The following is a 19,851-nucleotide window of genomic DNA, read 5'->3' on the forward strand; positions in this document are numbered from 1 at the left end:
GCCCTCACTTTATCTATTCACCTAATCCCACATGCCTCCATATTATGTAATATCCCCGGGGGGCGGGGCAAGCCCCCAGGGAAAACCGGAAGAGGGAGCGAGGATATGGTTTGTGATATATTCGGCATAATCGGCGGGGACGCCCGGCAGGTGTACCTTGCGCGGTCCATGCAGGGGGACGGGCATGAGGTGCTGATATGCTGTCTTGAAAACGCCCGGGACACGGCGGGGCTCAGGCAGACCGGCCTGCACAGCCTGGTGGAGCGCTGCAAAAATATAATACTCCCCCTTCCGGCTACCCGGGACGGGCGCTGTCTCAATACCCCCTTCTCGAACCTGGAGGTGCGGCTGGACGGCAACTTTGCGGGGCTCTTCCTTGAGAGCAGGGTATTCGGCGGCATGATGAATAAGCTTACTGAAACCTCCCCCCTGTGGCGGGGCATAGACTGCCGGGACTACTACTCCCGGGAGGAGCTTGTCACCGGCAACGCCTACCTGACGGCGGAGGGGGCCGTGGGCCTTGCGATACAGGAGTATGAGGGGAGCCTCTGCGGCTCCCGCTGCCTTGTAACGGGCTTTGGGCGCATAGGAAAGGCCCTCTGCATGATGCTCCGGGGGATGGGGGCCAGGGTGCTCTGCAGCGCGAGAAAGGCCCAGGACCTGACGGCCATACGCTCTATAGGCTGTGAGGGCCTATGCTATAACGAGCTTTGCAGGCCCTTCGACCTTATCTTCAACACCGTCCCCGCCCTGGTGCTGGACGCGCCTGTGCTGAGGAGCCAGAGGGGAGACACAATGATAATAGAGCTGGCCTCAGCGCCTGGGGGCATCGACCTGGAGGAGGCGGGGAGCCTGGGGCTCCGGGTGCTGTCCGCGCCGTCCATACCCGGTAGGATGTCCCCAAAGGCCTCGGGCGAGCTGATAAAGGAGACGGTTTATAATATGCTAGGTGAAGACAGAAAGGAGATGGTTTAGTTGCAAACGCTGGGTTTCGCCATGTGCGGCTCCTTCTGCACCCTGGATAAGGCGCTGGAGCAGCTGGCAGGGCTTCGGGACAGGTACGAGCTGCTGCCGGTAATGTCCCAAAACGTGTACGGCACGGACACGCGCTTTGGCAAAGCTTCGGATTTTATAGAGCGTGCAGAGGAGCTTGCCGGGCGGCGGGTGCTCCACACCATAGTGGAGGCCGAGCCCATAGGCCCGAAGCATTTGGCGGACGCGATGATAGTCTGCCCCTGTACGGGCAACACCCTTTCAAAGCTGGCCCTGGGGATTACCGACACCCCGGTGACTATGGCTGTAAAGTCCACCCTAAGGGTGGGCCTGCCGGTGATAATATGCCTTGCCAGCAACGACGCAATAGCGGCCTCGGGGCAGAACGCCGCAAGGCTGATGAACACGAAAAACGTATACTTCGTGCCCCTTTCCCAGGACGACCCGGTTAAGAAGCCCTTCTCCCTGGTGGCGGACTTTTCCCTTTTGGGTGAGACCGTTGAGGCGGCCATTGAGGGCAGGCAGCTCCAGCCCATATACAGGTAGCGCGGGCGGCAGACACGGTTACTATACCATACCGCTGAGGGGCCGAAAGAAAATACCCGGCAGGCTGAGTGCCTGCCGGGTATTGCAGTTTTTATTTTCAGGCGTTCTGATACTCCTCTATAATGCGCTTTGCAAGGCGCGCGTCCACTATGGAGAAATCCTCCGGGTCCGAGTAGTTCAGGGTGCGCAGCACCTCCTGGGACTGGGCGTACACCTCTATGCGGGTGGAGTGGTACACAGGCTCGGGCTTGCGGGGGAGGTATATTGCAAACTCCAGCTTCTCCTCCTCCATACGGCTGAAATAGGCGTGCAGCCGGACGTTATTATAGCTGCGCTTTATAATGGTGCAAAGGGCGTTCTTAACCAGCTCCACAGCCACGTCGTCCAGCTTGCTGTCGAAAATCAGCAGCTTTTCCTTGAGCTCCGCCAGGTTCTTCACCCTGCGCTTTACATAGGGCCCCAGCACCGGCGTCGCCTCCACCGTGCTGCCGCTGCCCCCGGGGGCCGTGCAGACTACAAAGCCTGCCTCGTTGTCGATATACACAAAGGGGTAGGCCATAGCCGCAAAGTAATTGCAGCGCCTGCAGCGCCAGTCAAAAAGGGTCTCCTCCAGTATGGCCTGCTTCAGCTCAGGGTTTTCCCTGGAGTTTATGCTGGAGAAAAGCCTGTACTTCTGGGATTCGCCGCACTGGGGGCAGACGATATCCTTCACAATCTCCGTTGACATTCCCTTATCCCTCCGCGCCTAGCCCTCAAAGGGGAGGCTGTCGTTTTCGGTGAGCTCAGCGCCGCTCTTATCGGGCTCTCCGTTTTTATCCCCGGCCTCGTCAGCCTGGGGCCTGAAGTCCTCCGGCATGGGGTCGTGGTCGAAGCTCTCAACGCCGCTTAAGTCTATCTCCTCGGCTTCAGTGATTTCCTCCTCCTCTGGGCGGTACGGCACGTCCCTTGTGACGGTTATCTCCAAGGGCCCGCCGCCGAAGTGGAAGATTGTGCCCTTCTTGTCCCCGGTGACTATAGCTGTGGGCCCGTCCGCGCCGCCGATTATCCCGATACTCCCGATACAGGAGGCGTCCTCCTCCCGGGCGGCCTTCTCCAGGGCTGAGAGAGTGCTGTCCAACATGGCGTTTATTCCGTCAAGCCTTGCACAGTGCTCCTCAGCCACCGGGTTTTCCTTATCCCGCAGGGCGTTATAGTAGTACCGCCCCAGGGCAAGGTACTCCTTCTCGGCAGCACGCTCCTGGCAGCGGATAACGGTGCGCAGGCGGTTGAGCGCAGCGGCGCGCCTGTTTTTACGCCTTATCCCGGCGGCAAGCCTCTGAGCGCCGGTGAGGGCGTTTTCCGCGTGGTCCTTCCAGTTTGCCATATTCATACCTCCGTATCCGTGGTCTTCTTATAGATATAATTATACACTCTTTGAGCCCTGCAAGTCAACCTAAGGGGGAAAAAAGGCAAAAATAATTGTATTGGGCACAGCATGGGGAATATATAACGCGACAATACTTTACTTTAGCACCGGGCAGGTAGAACTGCGTGAATGGCCTGTGGTAAGATAGAACATATTTTACCCGCGGCGGGAGGGGGAGTTGTATGGGACGCTGGATATGGGCCCTGTTTATAGCGCTTGTGTTACTATGTACCCTCCCGGCAGCAGCCAGGGCCAAGAGCTTCAACGTGTCGGGAGACACAAAGGACGGGAAGCTTGAGGTCATAGTGGACTGCGGCGGCTCCGGCGAGGCGGTCACTGCCTGTGAATTCCGGCTAGTATTTGACCCTGGGCTCATGGAATTTCCCGGCTCTCCGGATGTGGCCGGGGGCTACGGGGTGAGCAGCGTCGAGGAGGGCACCCTGCGCACGGTGTTTTCCTCCTGGGAGAATGGAAGCGGGCTTGAGAGCATAAGCTTTGAGTTTAGGGCCAGGAAGGGAGCAGATATCAGCAGGGCCGCTGTTGAGGTGAGGATAGGGAGTATTATCACCGAAGAAGGGCCTTTGCCTGATGTGCCCCCGGTGAGCGTGGGCGGCAACGGGAAGCCGCTGCCCAGCAGCCAGGCGGAGCTTCTGACACTGAAGCCGGGCGCGGGCACTCTTGAGCCGGAGTTCTCCCCGGAGGTGATGGAGTACAGGGTATCCGTGCCCTATGAGGTGACGGAGATGAGCTTCGGCATGTCCGCCTCCCCGGGGGCGAAGGTGAGCGTGAACAGGAAAAATCTCGGGTCCGGGGGCAGCACCACCAGCTTCAGGCTGACAGTGACCGCCGAGGACGGCGTGACAAAGCAGGTGTACCTGGTGGACGTATACAGGGGAGCATACATAGCGCCCACTCCGAAACCCACGCCCACCCCGAAACCTACAGCTACTCCAAAGCCCACGCCCACCCCGAAGCCTGTAGTTACCCCCAGGCCCACGGCCACTCCGAAGCCCAAAGCTACCCCAAAGCCCACCGCAACTCCGAAGCCTGCCAAAACACCGAAGCCCACAGCAACCCCTAAGCCTACTGCTGCCCCAAAGAAAACTCCTTCCCCAAGGCCCTCAAATATCCCGAGGCCTGGGAATACCGCTGTGCCCTCGGGGGCCCCAAAGCCGCCGGGAGTAGGCAGCTCCGGGCCAAACCTGCCCCTGACGGAGGTTGTCACCGTGCAGAGTACGCGGAATGCCACGGCGAAATGGCTGGGGGAGGCCGTCCTGATTTTTATTGCCGCCGCAGGTATAGCATGGCTTGTAATATGGCTCGGGCATAGGGGCGGAAAGCATCGGAAATAATATAAACCGGAAGGTGTGTATACAGCATGATAAAGATACTGCTTGACACGGATATCGGCGGGGATATCGACGACGCCATGTGCCTTGCCTATCTCCTGCGGGAGCCGCGCTGCCGGCTGCTGGGCGTCACCACCGTATGCGGGGAGCCGGAGAAGCGGGCCGCCGTTGCCGACGCCATCTGCCGGGCGGCGGGCAGGGAGGTGCCGGTGGTTGCGGGGACTGACGGGACCTTGCAGCCTGTGCCGGTCTACCCGACCCCCGAGGGGGCGGGGGCCCTGGAGCGCTGGCCCCACGGAGAGTTTAAAAAGGGCGATGCGCCGGAGTTCCTCTACAGGCATATAAGTGAGAACCCCGGGGAGGCCGTCTTAATAGCCATCGGCAACATGACAAATATTGCAATGCTTTTCAGAAGGCATCCGGACGCCCCGGGCCTTCTGAGGGGGCTCTACACTATGAACGGCTATTTCGGCGCTGAGCCCCTGCCGGACCCCACCTATAACTGGAACTCCTGGGCAGACCCGCTGGCCTCTAAGGAGGTCTTTGCCGCCAAAGTAAGCACCTACCGGGCCGTCCCACTGGAGGTAACGGACCTGCTGACTATCAAGGCCGGGGAGGCCCGGGAGCTTTTCCCGAAGTCCACCCCACTGCTCCAGGCTGTGATGGACTTCGGCGGGGCGTGGCTTGAGAGCACGGGGAAGCTCACCCTCCACGACCCCCTGGCGGCGGTGTCGGTATTTTACCCGGAGGTCTGCTCTTTTGAGCGCGGGAGGGTTGAGGTGGAAACCGAAAACAGGGATAATATGGGCGGCACGGCCTTCACGCCGGACTCATTTGGGTCCGTTGAGATTGCCCGCTCTGTGGACCGGGAGAGGTTTTATCAGGTTCTAAGGGATACCCTCTGCCCTGCCGGATAGCTGTGTACCGGCCTGAAAAGCACAGTTTTGCCAGAAATATCTGCGTTATCTTTTCAAAAATGCGAAAAAAAGGTTGAAATTCCTCTTCACTTTATGTAAAATAGAGTGAGAGTATCCGCTGAGCACCGGCTCCGCGAAAAATCATAGCTTTGAGAGGAGAAGCTTATGTCTAACAGATTGTTCCAGGGTATCATCCATCAAATGAGCGAAGCTATAGACCGCACTATCGGCGTTATCGACGAGTCCTCTATCATCATTGCCTGCAGCGACCTTAGCAGGGTGGGCGATATCTTTGAGGAGGCCGCCCTTGACGCTATGGCCGCTGAGGATGTGTTCATAGCCGAGGAGTGCACCTTCAAGCCCTTCGGCCCCCGCCAGAGCCCGTCATACGCCGCCTTTGTCTCCGGCGCGGACCCGGACGCCCGCAGGTACGTGCGCATCCTGGGCATAGCTATGGACAATATCAAGGCCTATTACGACGAGAAATATGACCGCAGCAATTTTATCAAGAATGTTATACTGGACAATATCCTGCCCGGGGATATCTATATCAAGAGCCACGAGCTCCACTTCGAGCCAGAGGTGCAGAGGGTCTGCCTGCTGATAAAGGTTGGGGACAAGAACGAGATATCCTCCTTTGAGATACTTCAGAACCTGTTCCCCGACAAGGCGAAGGACTTTATCATAAATATCAACGAGACGGATATCGCCCTTGTAAAGGAGATACGCCCGGAGATAACCGAGAAGGATATTGACAAGCTGGCCCGGTCAATTGTGGACACCCTTACAGGGGAATTTTACACCCAGTGCTCTGTGGGCATAGGCACTGTTGTGAACAACATTAAGGAGCTGGCCCGCTCCTTCAAGGAGGCCCAGACGGCCCTTGAGGTGGGCAAGGTCTTCGACACCGCCCGGGACATCGTAAGCTATAATAACCTGGGCATAGCCCGGCTTATTTACCAGCTTCCCACCACCCTGTGCGAAATGTTCCTCAAGGAGATATTTAAAGTGGGCTCAATCGAGACCCTGGACCATGAGACGCTTTTCACCATCCAGCGCTTCTTTGAGAACAACCTGAATGTCTCCGAGACCTCAAGGAAGCTGTTCGTGCACCGCAACACACTGGTATACAGGCTGGAGAAGATACGCAAGCTCACCGGCCTGGACCTTAGGGAGTTTGAGGACGCCATCGTCTTCAAGGTGGCGCTGATGGTGAAGAAGTACCTGGACAATAACGCCGCCAGCAAGTATTGAGCGGCGGCAATTCGCGAGGTGTTTTCCTATTGATAGAATTTATTAATGTCTCTAAAGTGTACAATAACGGCACCGAGGCCCTCCACGATATAAACCTGAAGGTCCCAAAGGGGGAGTTTGTGTTTATCGTGGGCTCCTCCGGCGCGGGCAAAAGCACGTTTTTGAAGCTGATAACCTGCGAGGAGCGGCCCAGCGCAGGGCAGATAATAGTTGACGGACAGGATATCTCCCGCCTGCGCAAGGGCAAAATCCCCTATGTGCGCCGGAAGATGGGCATGGTCTTCCAGGACTTCCGGCTTATAGACCATATGACCGTTTATGACAACGTGGCCTTTGCCATGCGCGTTGTGGGGGCCTCTGGGAAGTCCATTAAAAAGCGGGTGCCCTATATGCTGAGCCTTGTGGGGCTCCAGCATAAGGCCAAGCACTACCCCACGGAGCTCTCCGGCGGCGAGCGCCAGAGGGTGGGCCTGGCCCGCGCCCTTGTGAACAACCCCGAGATGATTATTGCCGACGAGCCCACCGGCAATATCGACCCCGCCCTGTCCTTCGAGATAGTGGACCTTTTAAACGAGATAAACCGCCGGGGGACCACCGTTTTAATGGTGACCCACGAGCACTCACTGGTGAAGCACTTCCATAAGCGCATTATCCAGATACATAGCGGGCAGATTGTGGCGGACACCAACGAGATGTCGGACAGCTACGCCCCGCCGGAGGAGTATGCCGCCCGCCAGGAGGCCAGGATGCAGGCGGACTCCGACTATGAGGAGTATGATAACGAAGAGGGGCGCTTTGAAGATATGGAGCCCGTAGAGGGGCCACAGGCGGAGCAGCCGGAGCCTGCCGCCCAAAATGGGCAGACGGAGCTTCTGGAGTATATGACGGACTATGACGAGGAGGCCCGGGACCGCTTTAACGACGAGCCCACCCTGCTGGAGGTGCTCTCTGAAGACGGGGAGTACGAGGAGGAGCCCATTGACATAGACGAGGCGGAGGACGTGCCCCCCCAGGTCCTTCGCAGGAGGTGAGCGTATGAGCTTTCACAGTATAGGATACCTTTTCAAGGAGGGCATAAAGGGCCTTTGGAAAAACCGCACCATGAGCATAGCGTCCATATGCGTGCTCATATCCTGCCTGCTTATGACCGGCATTGCGGGGCTTCTGTCCATAAACCTGAGCTCCACCATGAAGGGCATAGAGGGCAGGAACACCGTGACGGTGTTCCTTGATAACGGCCTTCCGGCCCTGACCGCCGTGCAGGTGGGCGAGGAGATACGTGCTCTGGACAATGTGAGCGAGTGCACCTTCGTGCCAAAAGAGGACGGCCTGAAGAATGTTATAGGCAATATGGACTCGGAGCATGACAGCGACCTGATGGCGGCTATCAGCGACGATAACCCCCTGCCCGACGCCTACACCATCTCCCTGTCGGACCTGGGCCGGTATAAGGAGACCATCGCCGCCCTCACGGCCATAGAGGGGGTCGACAAGACCGACGACATCAGCGAGCTGGTGGGCAAGCTCAACGACCTGGACCGCCTGGTAAAATATGTGAGCCTTGCCATACTCCTGGTGCTGGGGCTTGTGTCCCTGTTTATTATCTCAAACACCCTTAAGGTGACAATATTCTCCCGGCGCATGGAGATAAACATAATGAAATCCGTAGGGGCCACAAACGGCTTTGTGCGCATACCCTTCATAGTAGAGGGGGTACTCATAGGCATGTTCTCAGGGCTGATATCCGCGTCGGTGCTGTACTTCGGCTATGACAAGGCCGTTGAGGTGGTATACGGAATCGTGAAGTTCTTGGATATCATTGACATCAGGCCCTATGCGCTCAGCCTGTATTTAGCCTATGTGCTCATGGGGATGCTCTTTGGCATAATGGGCGGCGTCATATCCATCCGCCGCTACCTCAAGCACGAGGGTGAAAATGCCATCGTATAACCTGAGAAAAACCCGGAAAAAATCGAATAAACCTCTTGACAAATGGCTGGAAAAGCAGTATAATAGCAAAGGTCGCTCGGCAGGGCGTCCCATCAGAAAAGCTATTTGGCCCGGTAGTTCAGTTGGTTAGAACGCTAGCCTGTCACGCTAGAGGTCGACGGTTCGAGCCCGTTCCGGGTCGCCAAGAGTTTGCTGATTGCACTGAAGGCGAGCCAGAGCTTGCAGAGCAAGCCTCGGATAAATCGCACAGATAAGCGAGCAGACTCTCGTGCTGCTATGGCTCAGGTGGTAGAGCACATCCTTGGTAAGGATGAGGTCTCCAGTTCGAATCTGGATAGCAGCTCCAAAGACGTTGGCTTCGCCAGGTCTCAAATCCCTAGAAACTGTAAGGTTTCTGGGGATTTTCTTTTTCTGCCCAGCACAGCCTGAAAACACTGGAAGGTCATAACCCTGCATGGGGGGCACGGTAAAGGTCCTGCCTGGACAGATGGGGGGCATTGCAGGCAAAAAGAGAGGGTATCCCTCTCGGACTGTCAGCGGTTTCCAGCGTCCACAATCAGCGCCACAAGTCGCCCATTGTCTACCTGATAGATTATGCGGTAATCCCCCGCGCGCAGCCGCATAAGGCCCTCATGACCCTGAAGTTCCTCTGAAACCTTAAGCTTTTCTCAATAATTCCCCCATTGCCAGGGCTGTGCGGATTTGATAAAATAAAGGGGAGAGGAGGCGGTGATATGCCGGAGAAAATACTGGTAGTAGACGACGAGCCTGAAATAGCGGACCTGGTGGAGCTGTACCTGCAGAATGAAAACTATGAGGTCCTAAAATTCTATGGGGCGGCAGAGGCCTTGGAGTGCATAGAGTCCACCGGCCTGGACCTTGCCATACTAGATGTAATGCTCCCCGGCGCCAGCGGCTTTTCCATCTGCCAAAAGATAAGGGAGAGGCATAACTACCCGGTGATTATGCTTACAGCCAAGATAGAGGAGACCGACAGGATTACGGGCCTTACCCTGGGTGCGGACGACTACGTGGTGAAGCCCTTCCGGCCCCTGGAGCTGGTGGCCCGGGTCAAGGCCCAGCTGCGGCGGTACAAGCGTTATAACCCCGGCATAACAGGGGCCCCGGAGCCGGGGCTGTTGGAGCACGGCGGGCTTATGGTAAACGCCGGGACCCACCAGTGCCTGCTGAACGAAAGGCCCCTCGCCCTTACGCCCACTGAGTTTTCCATTTTGCGGATACTTCTGGAAAACAGGGGGAGGGTAGTCAGCGCGGAGGAGCTGTTCCACAATATCTGGCAGGATGAGTATTATACAAAGTCCAACAACACCATCACCGTGCACATACGCCACCTGCGGGAGAAGCTGGGGGAGAGCGCCGGGTATATTAAAACCGTATGGGGAGTGGGGTATAAAATTGAAACGTAAAATCGCAAAAATCCTGCAGCTCCTTATGCTGCTAACCGCCGGGTTTGCGGCCTGCTCTGCCATATACTTTCTGGTGGACGATGTGTTCGATGGCTCTTTCGTGAACTGGGTAGAGGCAAATCTTCTGGAGGTAGAATATTATTATAACGGCCACGGTGAGAGTGTCGTGGACATGAGGATTGCATGGTACAGGCTAAAGCCCATACTGCTGGGAGCATTTACGGCGGGGACCCTTATCCTGCTTACGGTGAGTTTCACCGCCTCCCATATTACCGCAAGGCAGCGGGAAAAGCGGTGTATCACGGACATCAGCCAACGCCTAAGGGCCTATATGGAGGGGAAAAGGGACGCGGTGGAGGTGTTCCCAAAGGAGCAGGCGGAGATTGCCGTCCAGCTCTCGGACATTAAGTCCGCCCTGCTGGAAAACCAGCGCAGGCTTAAGGAGGAGACCACCAGGAAAAACGACCTTATCGCCTATCTGGCCCACGACCTGAAGACACCCCTCACCTCTGTGATTGGCTACCTGAGCCTTCTGGACGAGGCGGCGGATATGCCACAGGAGCAGCGGGCCAAGTACACCCGCATTACTCTAGACAAGGCGTACCGCCTGGAGAAGATGATAAACGAGTTCTTCGACATCACCAGGTATAACCTCCAGCAGATAGCCATACAAAAGGAGCCGGTGGACCTATATTACCTGCTGGTGCAGCTCACGGACGAGCTGCTGCCGGTGCTGGAGAAGAACAAGAATACAGTCAGCCTGCAGGCAGACGAGAGCCTAACTGTCCAGGGGGACCCGGACAAGCTGGCAAGGGTCTTCGGCAACCTGCTGAAAAATGCGGCGGCCTACAGTTATCCCGGCACGGAAATAGGGATTCTGGCAGAGGAGACAGAGTCCCATATAACTGTGCGGTTCAAAAACCAGGGGAAGACCATACCGGCGGAGAAGCTCAATTCAATATTTGAAAAATTTTACCGTCTGGACGAGGCCCGCAGCTCCGGCACAGGGGGGGCCGGTCTGGGCCTTGCAATCGCAAAGGAGATAGCGGCCCTTCACGGGGGAGATATTTCTGCCCAGAGCCGGGACGGGACCGTCACCTTCACAATCACCCTGCCCAAAGGAAATTAGGATTTTCTTAGGAAAGACACAAGCTCATATTAAAAAACAAGGCGTTTCCATATGGTATGATTATACCAGTGGGAACGCCAATTATTTTACCTTTAAGCTTTAAGGAGGAATTATTTATGACAGAGAAGACTATGGGGCGCAGGCGCCGGTACCGGCAGAGGCATAAAAGGAATACGGCAGCGGCCCTGATGACAGGGGCCTTTATACTGGCGGCTGTCATGCTAATTGCCATCGTCGCCTGCCTGGACTACGTAAACAGGATAATGCCGGAAGAAATGCTCCGGGGCCCTGAGCCCCTGGAGGTGGGCCGGGACGGGGAGCCGGTCAGCACAGCGCCGCCTGCGCCGCAGGAGCCCTATGAGGACGGCACCGAGTGGAACCTGCGCCTTGTCAACCGCTGGAATCCCGTCCCCGAAGGCTACACCCTCAGGCTGAAGGAGCTTGCCGGAGGGGAGAAGGTGGACGAGCGGGTGTATGCCCCGCTGACGGAGATGCTGGAGGCCGCAAGGGAGGGCAACCTGGACGAGCTGCCCCGGGTAATCTCAGGGTACCGCACCCAGGAGGTGCAGCAGGGGCTCTACGACGACGAGGTAAACAAGTACAAATCCCAGGGGTATTCTGAGGAGGAGGCAAGGGCCGAGGCCGGAAGATGGGTGGCCCTGCCGGGGACCAGCGAGCACCAGCTGGGGCTGGCGGTAGACCTGGAGGGGGCAACCTATGATGTGTTCCTCTGGCTCCAGGAGAACAGCTATAAGTACGGGTTTATCTTCAGGTACCCGGGGAGCAAGACGGACATCACCGGCACGGTGGAGGAGGTATGGCACTACAGGTATGTGGGGGTGCAGGCAGCCTCGGAGATGTACGAGCAGGGGCTCTGCCTTGAGGAGTATGTTGAGCTGAAGGCGGGTGCAGAGTCCTGAGGGAAAACCACGCATATAGAGCCCGCGGTCAACTCCGCGGGCTCTGCTCATTCCCCACCGCCATCCCCGCCGCCCCGGGCTTTGCGCTGGGCCAGGATTATCCGCCTGACCGTCTTCTCCGTGAGGAAGTATGCCCCGGCAAGCTCCCGGGGGCCTTCCCCAGCCTGGAAGCGCGCGTATATGTCCCGGTTCCTCCGGGCCGTCTCCTCCTTGCTGCGGGTGCGGTCGCCCCAGGACAGGCGGTTCTCACTGACGCGGGGGATGTATAGGTAAGCGCCGTCGGCGTACCGCTGGACCTCTCTTAGAAGCTCCTCCGGCAGCACATCCGCGGCCTTTATATAGCGCATAGATGCCCCTCCTAAAAATCTGCTCGTTAGGATGAGCAAAGGCCAGCGCCCTGTTATATCCTGCGCAAGCCCTTGCTATGCGCGCTTTACTGAACGGGTCAAAACAGGCTCCCCCCTTATTATCCGTCTGACCCTATTATAGACCATATATGCCCCCGCCTGCAAGCGCAGGTTTAGCTCTGTACCGTCCCGGGGCTTGCGGTTTGGCCCTCCCGGCCTTATACTGGGGTAAGCGGATACAGAGAGAAGGTGAAGAAGCTGCGCTGTGAAATATGTGGAAAGACCACCGTGTTTGGGAAGAAGGTGGCCCATGACCGTATGTATATAAACGCCCGAACTCCCAAAAAGGTGAAGCCGAACCTGCACCATATGATGGTGGACACCCCCGCCGGGAAAAAGCGCATGGTAGTCTGCACGCGCTGTATGCGGACTATGAGAAAGCGCTCCGGGGCATAATAAGACATAATGAGTAGAGACAGCCTGAGGGGACTCACCCGGCAGGCTGTCTTTATTTATAGACTGTTATTTTTGCTGGAGCCTTTGCAGCCGCCGCCAGCTTATATATGTATAGCTGTCGTTCACCAGGAACACCAGAAAGCACACTGTCACCGACAGATAGGAGGGCTCAAAAAGGCTTGCCATCACCCATAGCACGACGAGCACCACGTCGTTGGCGGCATAGGCCAGGGCAAACAGGGGGCTCCTAAGGTAGGTGAGGGCCACGGCGATAAAGCTGGTGGTGACGGAGAGCGTGCTTGGCAGGAGATTGGCAGTCCCGAAGGCGCGCAGGATGAAGAAGAAAACGACCGTCACCCCACCGGAGAGCAGAAGCATGAGCACCCCCTCCCGGGGCCTTAGCCGCCGCACCTGCACCTGGGAGCGGTCCCCTTCAAAGGGGTGCCGCAGCCAGGAGGCCAGGGCGAACACGGACATGGGCGCGGTCATGCCCAGATAGGTGAGCATTTCACCGTAATAGGCGCAGCGGAAGGAGATGATGCCATACAGCAGGCTGAAGACTACCATCAGCGCCTGCCCAATGGGGTTGGCCTTGGCGTCCAGTATCAGGGAGGTCACCCCTATAAGGGAGGCGGCCAGGGTCATATAGTCCCGCCGGTCAAAGAGCATGAAGGCCGTGAGCACAGCCCCGGCGGAGCAGCACCAGAGCACCCGCTCGCCAGGGGTGAAATAGCGGTAAAAATCCCGCAGGAAGCTTGAGGGGCCGGGCTTATCCATAAATATACCTCCAAAAAATAAGGGCGCCCTGCGGCACATCTTCAAAGACCTAACGATGTGCGCCGGGTGCCCAGATAAAACTACAGCACCAGCTGCCCGGTGGCAGCTATTAATTTTTTCCTATGCCCGCTCAGATAAGGGAGGCCACAATGTCCCCCATCTTCCTGCAGCCGGCAAGCTTCACGCCGCAGCCCTCGGTATAAATATCCCGGGTGCGGGCCACAGTGAGGGCCTTCGCCACGGCGTTCTCCACCGCCCCGGCGGCCTCGGACTCGTTTAGGGAGTATCTGAGCAGCATGGCCACAGACAGTATGGTGGCAAGGGGATTGGCTATATCCTGTCCGGCGATATCCGGCGCTGAGCCGTGTATGGGCTCATACAGCCCGAAGCCGCTGCCCCCCAGGCTGGCTGAGGCCAGCATGCCGATGGAGCCGCTTATCATTGAGGCCTCGTCGGAAAGTATATCACCGAACATATTGGAGGTGAGTATTACGTCGAACTGCCCCGGGTCACGGACAAGCTGCATGGCGGTGTTGTCAACATACAGATGGTTCACCTGTACCTTGGGGTACTCCCCGGCAATCCTGTCCACAGTGGCCCGCCAGAGCCGGGAGCTGTCAAGGACGTTGGCCTTGTCAACGCTTGTGAGCCGCCGCCCGCGCTTTTCCGCCATATCAAAGGCCACTCTCGCTATGCGCTCCACCTCGGGCACAGAGTACCGCTCGGTGTCATAGGCCGACTTCACGCCGCCGGACTCCTCGGTCCCCCGGTCGCCAAAGTATATGCCACCGGTGAGCTCCCGCACCACCATGATGTCAAGGCTCTCCCCGATTATCTCGGGCTTTAAGGGGGAGGCGTCCCGAAGGGGGGCGAATATCACCGCGGGCCTTAAATTGGCATAGAGCCCCAGGGCCTTGCGTATTCCCAAAAGCCCGGCCTCGGGCCGGTTCTCCCCGGGCTGGCTGTCCCACTTGGGCCCGCCCACAGCGCCCAGTATTACTGAATCAGCGGCCCTGCAGGAGTCCACGGTCTCCTGAGGCAGGGGCACTCCCACGGCGTCGATGGCGGCGCCGCCCAGGAGCTTATAGTCGTACTGCACTGAAAACCCAAATTTATCAGCGGCGGTATCAAGGGCCTTTATGGCCTCGTCCACAATCTCCGGCCCGATGCCGTCGCCCTTCAAAACGGTGAGCTTATAATTTTTCATAAAGCTGACTCCCTTTTTTCTACAGTTTATACCTGAAATTTTAGCACAATAAAGCCTCCCTGTCAAGCGGGAGAGGGGGGGAGAAAAGCTTCCGGAGAAGTTTCCGGAAAAAATTTCAAAAAATTCTAAAAAACTTGCAACCAAATGCCCCGATAGTGTATTCTTATAGGTATAAGAATACGGTGAAGGGAGAAGCTGTGCATGTTCACAAAATTTACATTTAGGGAGGCCCTGCTCCAGCTTACGCGCAATAGGGGGCGCAGTATAATCATGGTATTTGTGTCCCTCCTGCTGTGCGGGTGCATAGCCTTCTACCTGGGGAATATCACCTCCTCGGAGCAGGCCCTTGCCTCCATAAATGAGAGCACACCGGCAATACTCAACATCTGCAACGCCTTCGGGGAGACCAGGGAGAACCTGACTATACCCACAGTGTATGTAGACCTGCTCACTGCAGGCGGGGGCCTGCGGGATATGGAGCTCACCTGCCAGGCGGGCGGGGCTTACTCACAGGAGGCCCGGGACGTGGACCAGAGGTATTTTAACGGCGGGGACACGGAGCTCCTGGGCATAAGCTGCCCGGAGGCCATGTGCTCCACTGAGGCGGAGAGGGCGCTGGACCAGCGGTACATAACCTATCTTGACGGGTACGGCCCGGAGATTTTCGCCACAAAGGAGCCTCTCTGTATTATAAGCGAGGACTACGCCGAAAGCCACGGGCTGGAGCTGGGGGACGATTTGTCCATACCAATATATATCCGCAAGTACGACTCCTGGCTGAGGCCCGCCTATTATGCCATGTTCGACGACGGCACCTGGGGCGGGGACGACTACGAGATACCCCCGGACTGGACGCTGAAGGTGGTGGGCACCTTCTCCCATAAGCTGAACGCCACAAGGACGGCTGACGTATACCTGCCGGTGGAGTGGATGAGGGAGACAGTAGACAGCCAGGACCTGCCTATTACAGACTACCGGCACAGGCTCATGCCCTTCTCATACTCCACCTGCCGGGCCACCCTTATAAACTCCCTGGAGCTCAATGCGTATAAGAGGAAGCTTCTGGACATGGGCTTCGGCATACCATTCTATATAGTTCTTGAGAAAGACACTGAGCCCGCGCCGGACCGCAGCAAGGGGCAGTCCATCTGGATGGAGGACAAGGACTTTATCAAGACCGCCGAGAAGCTGGCGGGGACCATACGGATGTACAGGACCTTTATGGCGCCTTTCTTTATAACTGTAATACTGCTGGTAACTATGGCGGTAATGCTGGTGCTCAGGGGCGCGCGCATTGATATGGCGATATCCATGAGCCTTGGAAGGGAGAGGCGGGCGGTAGCCCTTGTGCATTTAACAGCGGCCCTCTTGGCCCAGGGGCTGGGGTGCATAGGGGCGCTGCCCCTGATAGCGGCGCCCGCGGGGCTTAGCCCTGTGGTGGGCGGGCTTATATGCGGCTCATTCCTGCTCTGCGCTTTGATTGGCGACTTGGCGGGATTATGGGGACTCTTAAGGTTTGACCCTATAGACCTTTTGATAAAGACGGACTAAGGAGGCAAGTAAAATGAAGTTCACAGTAACCGAGGCCGGATACCAGCTCACCCGCAATAGGGGACGCAGCATTATAATGCTCTGCGTGTCCCTGCTCCTGTGCGGGTGCATAGCCTTCTATCTGGGCAGCATCACCACTTCCGAACGTGCTCTCAGGAACATCAACGAGAGCAACCCGGCGGTTGTCAACATCTGCAACCCCACCGGGGACTCAATGGAGAATCTCGTCATCAACACCATCCATACAGACCTGCTGCAGGCGGGCTGGGAGATGAAGGACGTGCGCCTCACCAGCCAGGCCGCCGGGGCCTTTTCAAAGGAGGCCCGGGAGCAGGACTCCAAGGGCTTCAGCGGCGGCGACACGAAAATACTGGGCATAAACTGCGTTGAGGCTATGGGCACGCCGGACCAGAGGTATATCACCTATATGGACGGCTACGACGGGAGCTGCTTTTCGGGCAGCGAGCCCCTGTGCATTATAAGCGAGGACTATGCCGGGGAAAACAATATTTCCCCCGGGGACGAGCTCTCCATGCCCATGTACCTGTGCAAGTACAGGTCCGACAGGCGCCCTGTCTACTACCCCATCTTCGACAGCGATACCTGGGGCGGGGACGAGTTTGAGACTCCTCCGGACCGGACCCTGAAGGTGGTGGGCACCTTCTCCCATAAGCTTGGGGCCTATCACCAGGCCGACGTCTATCTGCCTGTACAGTGGCTGAGGGACACAATGGACAGCCAGGACCTGCCCTTTAACGACTTCCGCTACAGCCGCTTAGGGAAGTTCTCATACAACACCTTCCAGTGCTCCCCGGTGGACTCAATGAAGCTGAACGAGATGAAGCTGAAATTCCTGGACATGGGCTTCGGCATACCATTCTATATGCCTATAAGCGGCCAGTCGGACTTTGTGGACTTCAGCGCGGGCAGGTCCATCTGGATGGACGACGAGGACTTTATCAAGACCGCTGAGAAGCTGGCAGGGACGGTGCGCATGTATAAGGCGTTTATGGCGCCATTCTTCCTGGTGGTGGTGCTGCTGGTGACCCTGGCGGTGCTGCTGGTACTAAGGGGGGCAAGAAGGGACATGGCCCTGGCTCTGAGCATTGGCAGGGAGAAGCGGGACATTGCATTTGTACACCTGCTGTCCTCGCTGTCGGCCCAGGGGCTGGGGTGCCTTATAGCCCTGCCCGGGGTGCTCCTGCTGGCGGGGGTAGACATTCTGACGGCGCTGATTATATGCGGGGCGTTCCTGCTCTGCGCTGTTATAGGGGATATTATGGGCCTATGGGGGCTCCTGCGCTTTGACGCCCTGGAGCTGCTCACCAAAACAGACTGAGGGAGGAATCATCGTGACTATAAGAAACAGCTTCAAGCAGATATTGAGACGGCCCGGAAAGGCCATACTCTTCTTTGTGCTCATGACCGCGGCGACCCTGCTGCTGGTCTTCGGCGTGGCTATGTACATAGAGACCCAGCTTAGAATGGACGCCCTGGAGGATATCTATTCCACTGTGGGCACGGTGGAGCAGCCCTGGGAGGAGGTGCGCTACGAGTCCGACGCGAACGCCTGCTTTGACTACGGCTCATACCCTGTTACCGACTACGGCGAGGTGCTCACCCCGGAGATACTGAACTTCCCCGGGGCAGAATATCTTGTGCCTCCGGAGAGCAGGCCCTACTACGTGACCTATAACCCGGAGCTGAACGGTAAGAACGGAAATCCCTTTAGTTCCGGCTGGGAGGAGCCCACATACGACCTTCTGGAGTTTACGCCCCTGGAGACAACCACCGACGGAAGCAAGACCAGAGCTAAGATAACTAAGGTCATCCGCTCCGGCGGGGAGCACTACGTGTCTTCACCCAGCGACTGGCGGCAGTTGCTGTATCCCGCCGTGGAGGAGGGGCAGGAGTTTGAGGTGTGCCAGCACCAGGAGAAGGGCTCGGTGCCCCTTGAGAAGGGGAAGAAGTATGTGGGCTATTTCGGGTATATAAGCGGAATGCCGGTGCTGGACGACGAGGCCAAAGCTAATCTCGACCCAGACACGACGGATATATATATCACCGAATACGCGCCTATGGCCCTTCCCTCCACCAGCCTTGTGGACAAAAACGGCAGGCCCCTTGAGAGCAGGATACCCCACCAGGAGGATGAACAGCCCCCAAGGATTATAGAGGCTGACGGGGATATAGACGTGGGCATATGGGACAGATTGTCGGAGTCCCGCGGATATTATGACTATACCCACGGCGTCCTGCCAATCACCGACCCGGACCTTCTGACGAGCTTTAGGAACAACAATGTCACCATACGGGGGCGCATGATAACCGAGGAGGAATTCGAGACCGGGGCGAAGGTCTGCCTTATTGACAAGAATATAGCCGACCGGAACTTCCTGTATGATGGCAAAAAAATAAAGCTCTCCCTTATAGCCTCCATGTACGGCCTGGGAGAGGAGAGCGGGTATCTGCCCGCCAGCTTCCCGATAATGGGGAGCCTTCTGGACGGCGACGGCAATATCCTTGAGCCCTTCTGGGAGGAGGAGTACGAGATAGTGGGCATTTATTCCACCCGCACCATCGCCCAGGACCTGCCCTTCCAGGACACTGTAATAGTTCCCGCCAAGTCCATAGGCGCTTCCGACGAGGGGCATATAATCTACTGCGGCCCAATGAAGGGGACGACCACCTCCTTCATGCTGAAGAACGGTGCCCAGGAGGAGTTCGCGGCAGCCCTTGCAAAGGCCGCCCCCCAGTCCGAGCGGCTGACTATAACCTATGACGACATGGGCTACGCCCAGGCGGTGGAGAGCCTGGACGGGAACAGGGACACGGCGTTCCTGCTGCTGGTGGTGGGCCTGCTGGCGGCGACAGCCATAGTGGTGCTGCTCCTGTATTTCTTCGTCATAAAGGAGAAGAAGCGCACCGCTATCGAGCGCAGCCTGGGGCGGAGCAAAAACAGCTGCCGGGCCTCCATACTCGCCGCCCTTATGACCTTTACCCTCATAGCCGCGGGCGTTGGGAGCCTTGGGGCCTGCATACTCCTGGGCTCCTCTGAACAGCTTGCAGAGGCCCAGAACCTGGACGAGGAGGACAACGGCGGGGAGCTGGCTGTAGTCGAGAGCGAGAGCGGCTACAAGTCCGACTGGGGCCTGGGCGGAATCTACAACTTCAGCGGGCAGTTCAGCCCCTGGGCCATGTGGGATATCCAGGGCAACCAGACCGAGCTGATGGGCATTACCGTGCCAATCTGGGTGTATATCATAGCCCCGCTGGTGCTGTGGGCGCTGGTGGGCGTGCTGGCCCTGGGGCTGGTAAACCACAACCTAAAGATAGAGCCGATACTGCTGCTGGGGACCAGGGCGTGAGGGGCTGCGAAGATTGACAGCCTTCGACAGGACTGATATAATATAGGTGCTTGCCGCCCGATTCAATCCGCAAGTGGATTGGGGGTGAGACAAGTGGAGTACATAATACAGTTCATGCTGGCTGTCGCAGCAGACATAACTGCCTATTTGGTCTGCAAGTGGCTTGACAGTCAGATTTAAAGGGCGACAGCGAAGCCCATGGCTGTAAAAAATGAGCACGAAGAAACCCCGGAGACCCGAATTCTCCGGGGTTTC

18 protein-coding genes, 2 tRNA genes and 2 pseudogenes are annotated in these 19,851 nt (G+C 57.5%); 16 read left to right on the forward strand and 6 right to left on the reverse strand.

Annotated features, from left to right (window positions below; translation table 11 throughout):
- Window positions 1-105: 105 nt before the first annotated feature.
- Both D5270_RS08840 and D5270_RS08845 read left to right on the forward strand, forming a co-directional pair.
- A complete protein-coding gene (locus D5270_RS08840) occupies window positions 106-975 on the forward strand; it encodes a dipicolinate synthase subunit DpsA (RefSeq protein WP_166543755.1) in 870 nt (289 codons plus the stop codon).
- Window positions 976-1,539 (forward strand): dipicolinate synthase subunit B, encoded by a 564-nt coding sequence (locus tag D5270_RS08845; protein ID WP_279286489.1) that lies wholly within the window; start codon window positions 976-978, stop codon window positions 1,537-1,539. It abuts the gene before it with no gap.
- A 97-nt stretch (window positions 1,540-1,636) separates the two neighbouring features.
- Here D5270_RS08845 and D5270_RS08850 read toward each other — a convergent pair whose 3' ends face one another.
- Both D5270_RS08850 and D5270_RS08855 read right to left on the reverse strand, forming a co-directional pair.
- A complete protein-coding gene (locus D5270_RS08850; RefSeq protein WP_166543756.1) occupies window positions 1,637-2,266 on the reverse strand; it encodes a CpXC domain-containing protein in 630 nt (209 codons plus the stop codon).
- Between the two features lie 18 nt (window positions 2,267-2,284).
- Entirely contained in the window at window positions 2,285-2,902 is a 618-nt protein-coding gene (locus D5270_RS08855) for a hypothetical protein (protein ID WP_166543757.1), read from the reverse strand.
- Window positions 2,903-3,126: 224 nt separating this feature from the next.
- Here D5270_RS08855 and D5270_RS08860 point away from each other — a divergent pair, with 224 nt between their 5' ends.
- The 7 genes and pseudogenes from D5270_RS08860 (at window position 3,127) to D5270_RS08890 (ending at window position 8,760) form a co-directional block, all read left to right on the forward strand.
- A complete protein-coding gene (locus D5270_RS08860; protein WP_166543758.1) occupies window positions 3,127-4,296 on the forward strand; it encodes a cadherin-like beta sandwich domain-containing protein in 1,170 nt (389 codons plus the stop codon).
- A gap of 26 nt (window positions 4,297-4,322) precedes the next feature.
- Window positions 4,323-5,210 (forward strand): nucleoside hydrolase, encoded by an 888-nt coding sequence (locus D5270_RS08865; RefSeq protein ID WP_166543759.1) that lies wholly within the window; start codon window positions 4,323-4,325, stop codon window positions 5,208-5,210.
- A gap of 165 nt (window positions 5,211-5,375) precedes the next feature.
- Window positions 5,376-6,464: a helix-turn-helix domain-containing protein gene (locus D5270_RS08870; RefSeq protein WP_166543760.1), complete on the forward strand. Its 1,089-nt coding sequence runs from the start codon at window positions 5,376-5,378 to the stop codon at window positions 6,462-6,464.
- Window positions 6,465-6,493: 29 nt separating this feature from the next.
- Window positions 6,494-7,171, forward strand: a pseudogene (gene ftsE, locus D5270_RS08875) (cell division ATP-binding protein FtsE); the annotation flags it as partial.
- 328 nt (window positions 7,172-7,499) lie between these two features.
- Window positions 7,500-8,414: a permease-like cell division protein FtsX gene (gene ftsX / locus D5270_RS08880; protein WP_166543762.1), complete on the forward strand. Its 915-nt coding sequence runs from the start codon at window positions 7,500-7,502 to the stop codon at window positions 8,412-8,414.
- Window positions 8,415-8,521: 107 nt separating this feature from the next.
- A tRNA-Asp gene (locus D5270_RS08885) sits at window positions 8,522-8,598 on the forward strand.
- An 86-nt stretch (window positions 8,599-8,684) separates the two neighbouring features.
- Window positions 8,685-8,760, forward strand: a tRNA-Thr gene (locus tag D5270_RS08890).
- 187 nt (window positions 8,761-8,947) lie between these two features.
- Here D5270_RS08890 and D5270_RS08895 read toward each other — a convergent pair.
- Window positions 8,948-9,046: pseudogene (locus D5270_RS08895) on the reverse strand (type II toxin-antitoxin system RelE family toxin); the annotation flags it as partial.
- Between the two features lie 102 nt (window positions 9,047-9,148).
- Here D5270_RS08895 and vanR point away from each other — a divergent pair.
- The 3 genes from vanR to D5270_RS08910 all read left to right on the forward strand — a co-directional run bounded on the left by vanR (window position 9,149) and on the right by D5270_RS08910 (window position 11,890).
- On the forward strand, window positions 9,149-9,841 hold the full coding sequence (gene vanR, locus D5270_RS08900; RefSeq protein WP_166543764.1) for a VanR-ABDEGLN family response regulator transcription factor: 693 nt from the start codon (window positions 9,149-9,151) through the stop codon (window positions 9,839-9,841).
- Window positions 9,831-10,970: a sensor histidine kinase gene (locus tag D5270_RS08905; RefSeq protein WP_243150290.1), complete on the forward strand. Its 1,140-nt coding sequence runs from the start codon at window positions 9,831-9,833 to the stop codon at window positions 10,968-10,970. Before vanR ends, D5270_RS08905 begins: the two co-directional genes overlap by 11 nt.
- Window positions 10,971-11,101: 131 nt before the next feature.
- Window positions 11,102-11,890, forward strand: a complete 789-nt coding sequence (locus tag D5270_RS08910) for a M15 family metallopeptidase (RefSeq protein WP_442858598.1) — start codon at window positions 11,102-11,104, stop codon at window positions 11,888-11,890.
- A gap of 47 nt (window positions 11,891-11,937) precedes the next feature.
- Here D5270_RS08910 and D5270_RS08915 read toward each other — a convergent pair whose 3' ends face one another.
- Window positions 11,938-12,237 carry a CD3324 family protein gene (locus D5270_RS08915; RefSeq protein ID WP_166543766.1) on the reverse strand — a complete coding sequence of 100 codons (300 nt, stop codon included), beginning with the start codon at window positions 12,235-12,237 and terminating at the stop codon, window positions 11,938-11,940.
- 249 nt (window positions 12,238-12,486) lie between these two features.
- Here D5270_RS08915 and D5270_RS08920 point away from each other — a divergent pair, with 249 nt between their 5' ends.
- A complete protein-coding gene (locus tag D5270_RS08920; RefSeq protein WP_202612450.1) occupies window positions 12,487-12,693 on the forward strand; it encodes a large ribosomal subunit protein bL28 in 207 nt (68 codons plus the stop codon).
- 66 nt (window positions 12,694-12,759) lie between these two features.
- Here D5270_RS08920 and pnuC read toward each other — a convergent pair whose 3' ends face one another.
- Window positions 12,760-13,470, reverse strand: coding sequence for a nicotinamide riboside transporter PnuC (gene pnuC / locus D5270_RS08925; RefSeq protein ID WP_166543767.1), 711 nt, complete (start codon window positions 13,468-13,470; stop codon window positions 12,760-12,762).
- A gap of 130 nt (window positions 13,471-13,600) precedes the next feature.
- Window positions 13,601-14,677 carry a 3-isopropylmalate dehydrogenase gene (gene leuB / locus D5270_RS08930; RefSeq protein WP_166543768.1) on the reverse strand — a complete coding sequence of 359 codons (1,077 nt, stop codon included), beginning with the start codon at window positions 14,675-14,677 and terminating at the stop codon, window positions 13,601-13,603.
- 201 nt (window positions 14,678-14,878) lie between these two features.
- Between leuB and D5270_RS08935 the strand changes: the two genes are divergently transcribed.
- From D5270_RS08935 to D5270_RS17115, 3 genes are read left to right on the forward strand one after another with little or no spacing between them, the layout of a single operon-like run.
- Window positions 14,879-16,228 carry a hypothetical protein gene (locus D5270_RS08935; RefSeq protein WP_166543769.1) on the forward strand — a complete coding sequence of 450 codons (1,350 nt, stop codon included), beginning with the start codon at window positions 14,879-14,881 and terminating at the stop codon, window positions 16,226-16,228.
- Between the two features lie 13 nt (window positions 16,229-16,241).
- Complete coding sequence (locus tag D5270_RS08940) at window positions 16,242-17,567, forward strand: hypothetical protein (protein WP_166543770.1); 1,326 nt, start codon at window positions 16,242-16,244, stop codon at window positions 17,565-17,567.
- 13 nt (window positions 17,568-17,580) lie between these two features.
- Window positions 17,581-19,596, forward strand: a complete 2,016-nt coding sequence (locus tag D5270_RS17115) for an ABC transporter permease (protein WP_166543771.1) — start codon at window positions 17,581-17,583, stop codon at window positions 19,594-19,596.
- The last annotated feature ends 255 nt before the right edge of the window (window positions 19,597-19,851 follow it).

The sequence above is a fragment of the Acutalibacter sp. 1XD8-36 genome (genome assembly GCF_009917525.1).
In the GTDB taxonomy this organism is placed as follows: domain Bacteria; phylum Bacillota; class Clostridia; order Oscillospirales; family Acutalibacteraceae; genus Acutalibacter.

Coding starts and splice junctions, on each gene's coding strand:
- D5270_RS08915 (WP_166543766.1), bottom strand. CDS start 12,237: ATGCGCTATATAAAGGCCGCGGATGTGCTGCCGGAGGAGCTTCTAAGA.
- D5270_RS08840 (WP_166543755.1), top strand. CDS start 106: ATGGTTTGTGATATATTCGGCATAATCGGCGGGGACGCCCGGCAGGTG.
- D5270_RS08855 (WP_166543757.1), bottom strand. CDS start 2,902: ATGGCAAACTGGAAGGACCACGCGGAAAACGCCCTCACCGGCGCTCAG.
- pnuC (WP_166543767.1), bottom strand. CDS start 13,470: ATGGATAAGCCCGGCCCCTCAAGCTTCCTGCGGGATTTTTACCGCTAT.
- D5270_RS08935 (WP_166543769.1), top strand. CDS start 14,879: ATGTTCACAAAATTTACATTTAGGGAGGCCCTGCTCCAGCTTACGCGC.
- D5270_RS08865 (WP_166543759.1), top strand. CDS start 4,323: ATGATAAAGATACTGCTTGACACGGATATCGGCGGGGATATCGACGAC.
- leuB (WP_166543768.1), bottom strand. CDS start 14,677: ATGAAAAATTATAAGCTCACCGTTTTGAAGGGCGACGGCATCGGGCCG.
- D5270_RS08850 (WP_166543756.1), bottom strand. CDS start 2,266: ATGTCAACGGAGATTGTGAAGGATATCGTCTGCCCCCAGTGCGGCGAA.
- ftsX (WP_166543762.1), top strand. CDS start 7,500: ATGAGCTTTCACAGTATAGGATACCTTTTCAAGGAGGGCATAAAGGGC.
- D5270_RS08870 (WP_166543760.1), top strand. CDS start 5,376: ATGTCTAACAGATTGTTCCAGGGTATCATCCATCAAATGAGCGAAGCT.
- vanR (WP_166543764.1), top strand. CDS start 9,149: ATGCCGGAGAAAATACTGGTAGTAGACGACGAGCCTGAAATAGCGGAC.
- D5270_RS08910 (WP_442858598.1), top strand. CDS start 11,102: ATGGGGCGCAGGCGCCGGTACCGGCAGAGGCATAAAAGGAATACGGCA.
- D5270_RS08940 (WP_166543770.1), top strand. CDS start 16,242: ATGAAGTTCACAGTAACCGAGGCCGGATACCAGCTCACCCGCAATAGG.
- D5270_RS08860 (WP_166543758.1), top strand. CDS start 3,127: ATGGGACGCTGGATATGGGCCCTGTTTATAGCGCTTGTGTTACTATGT.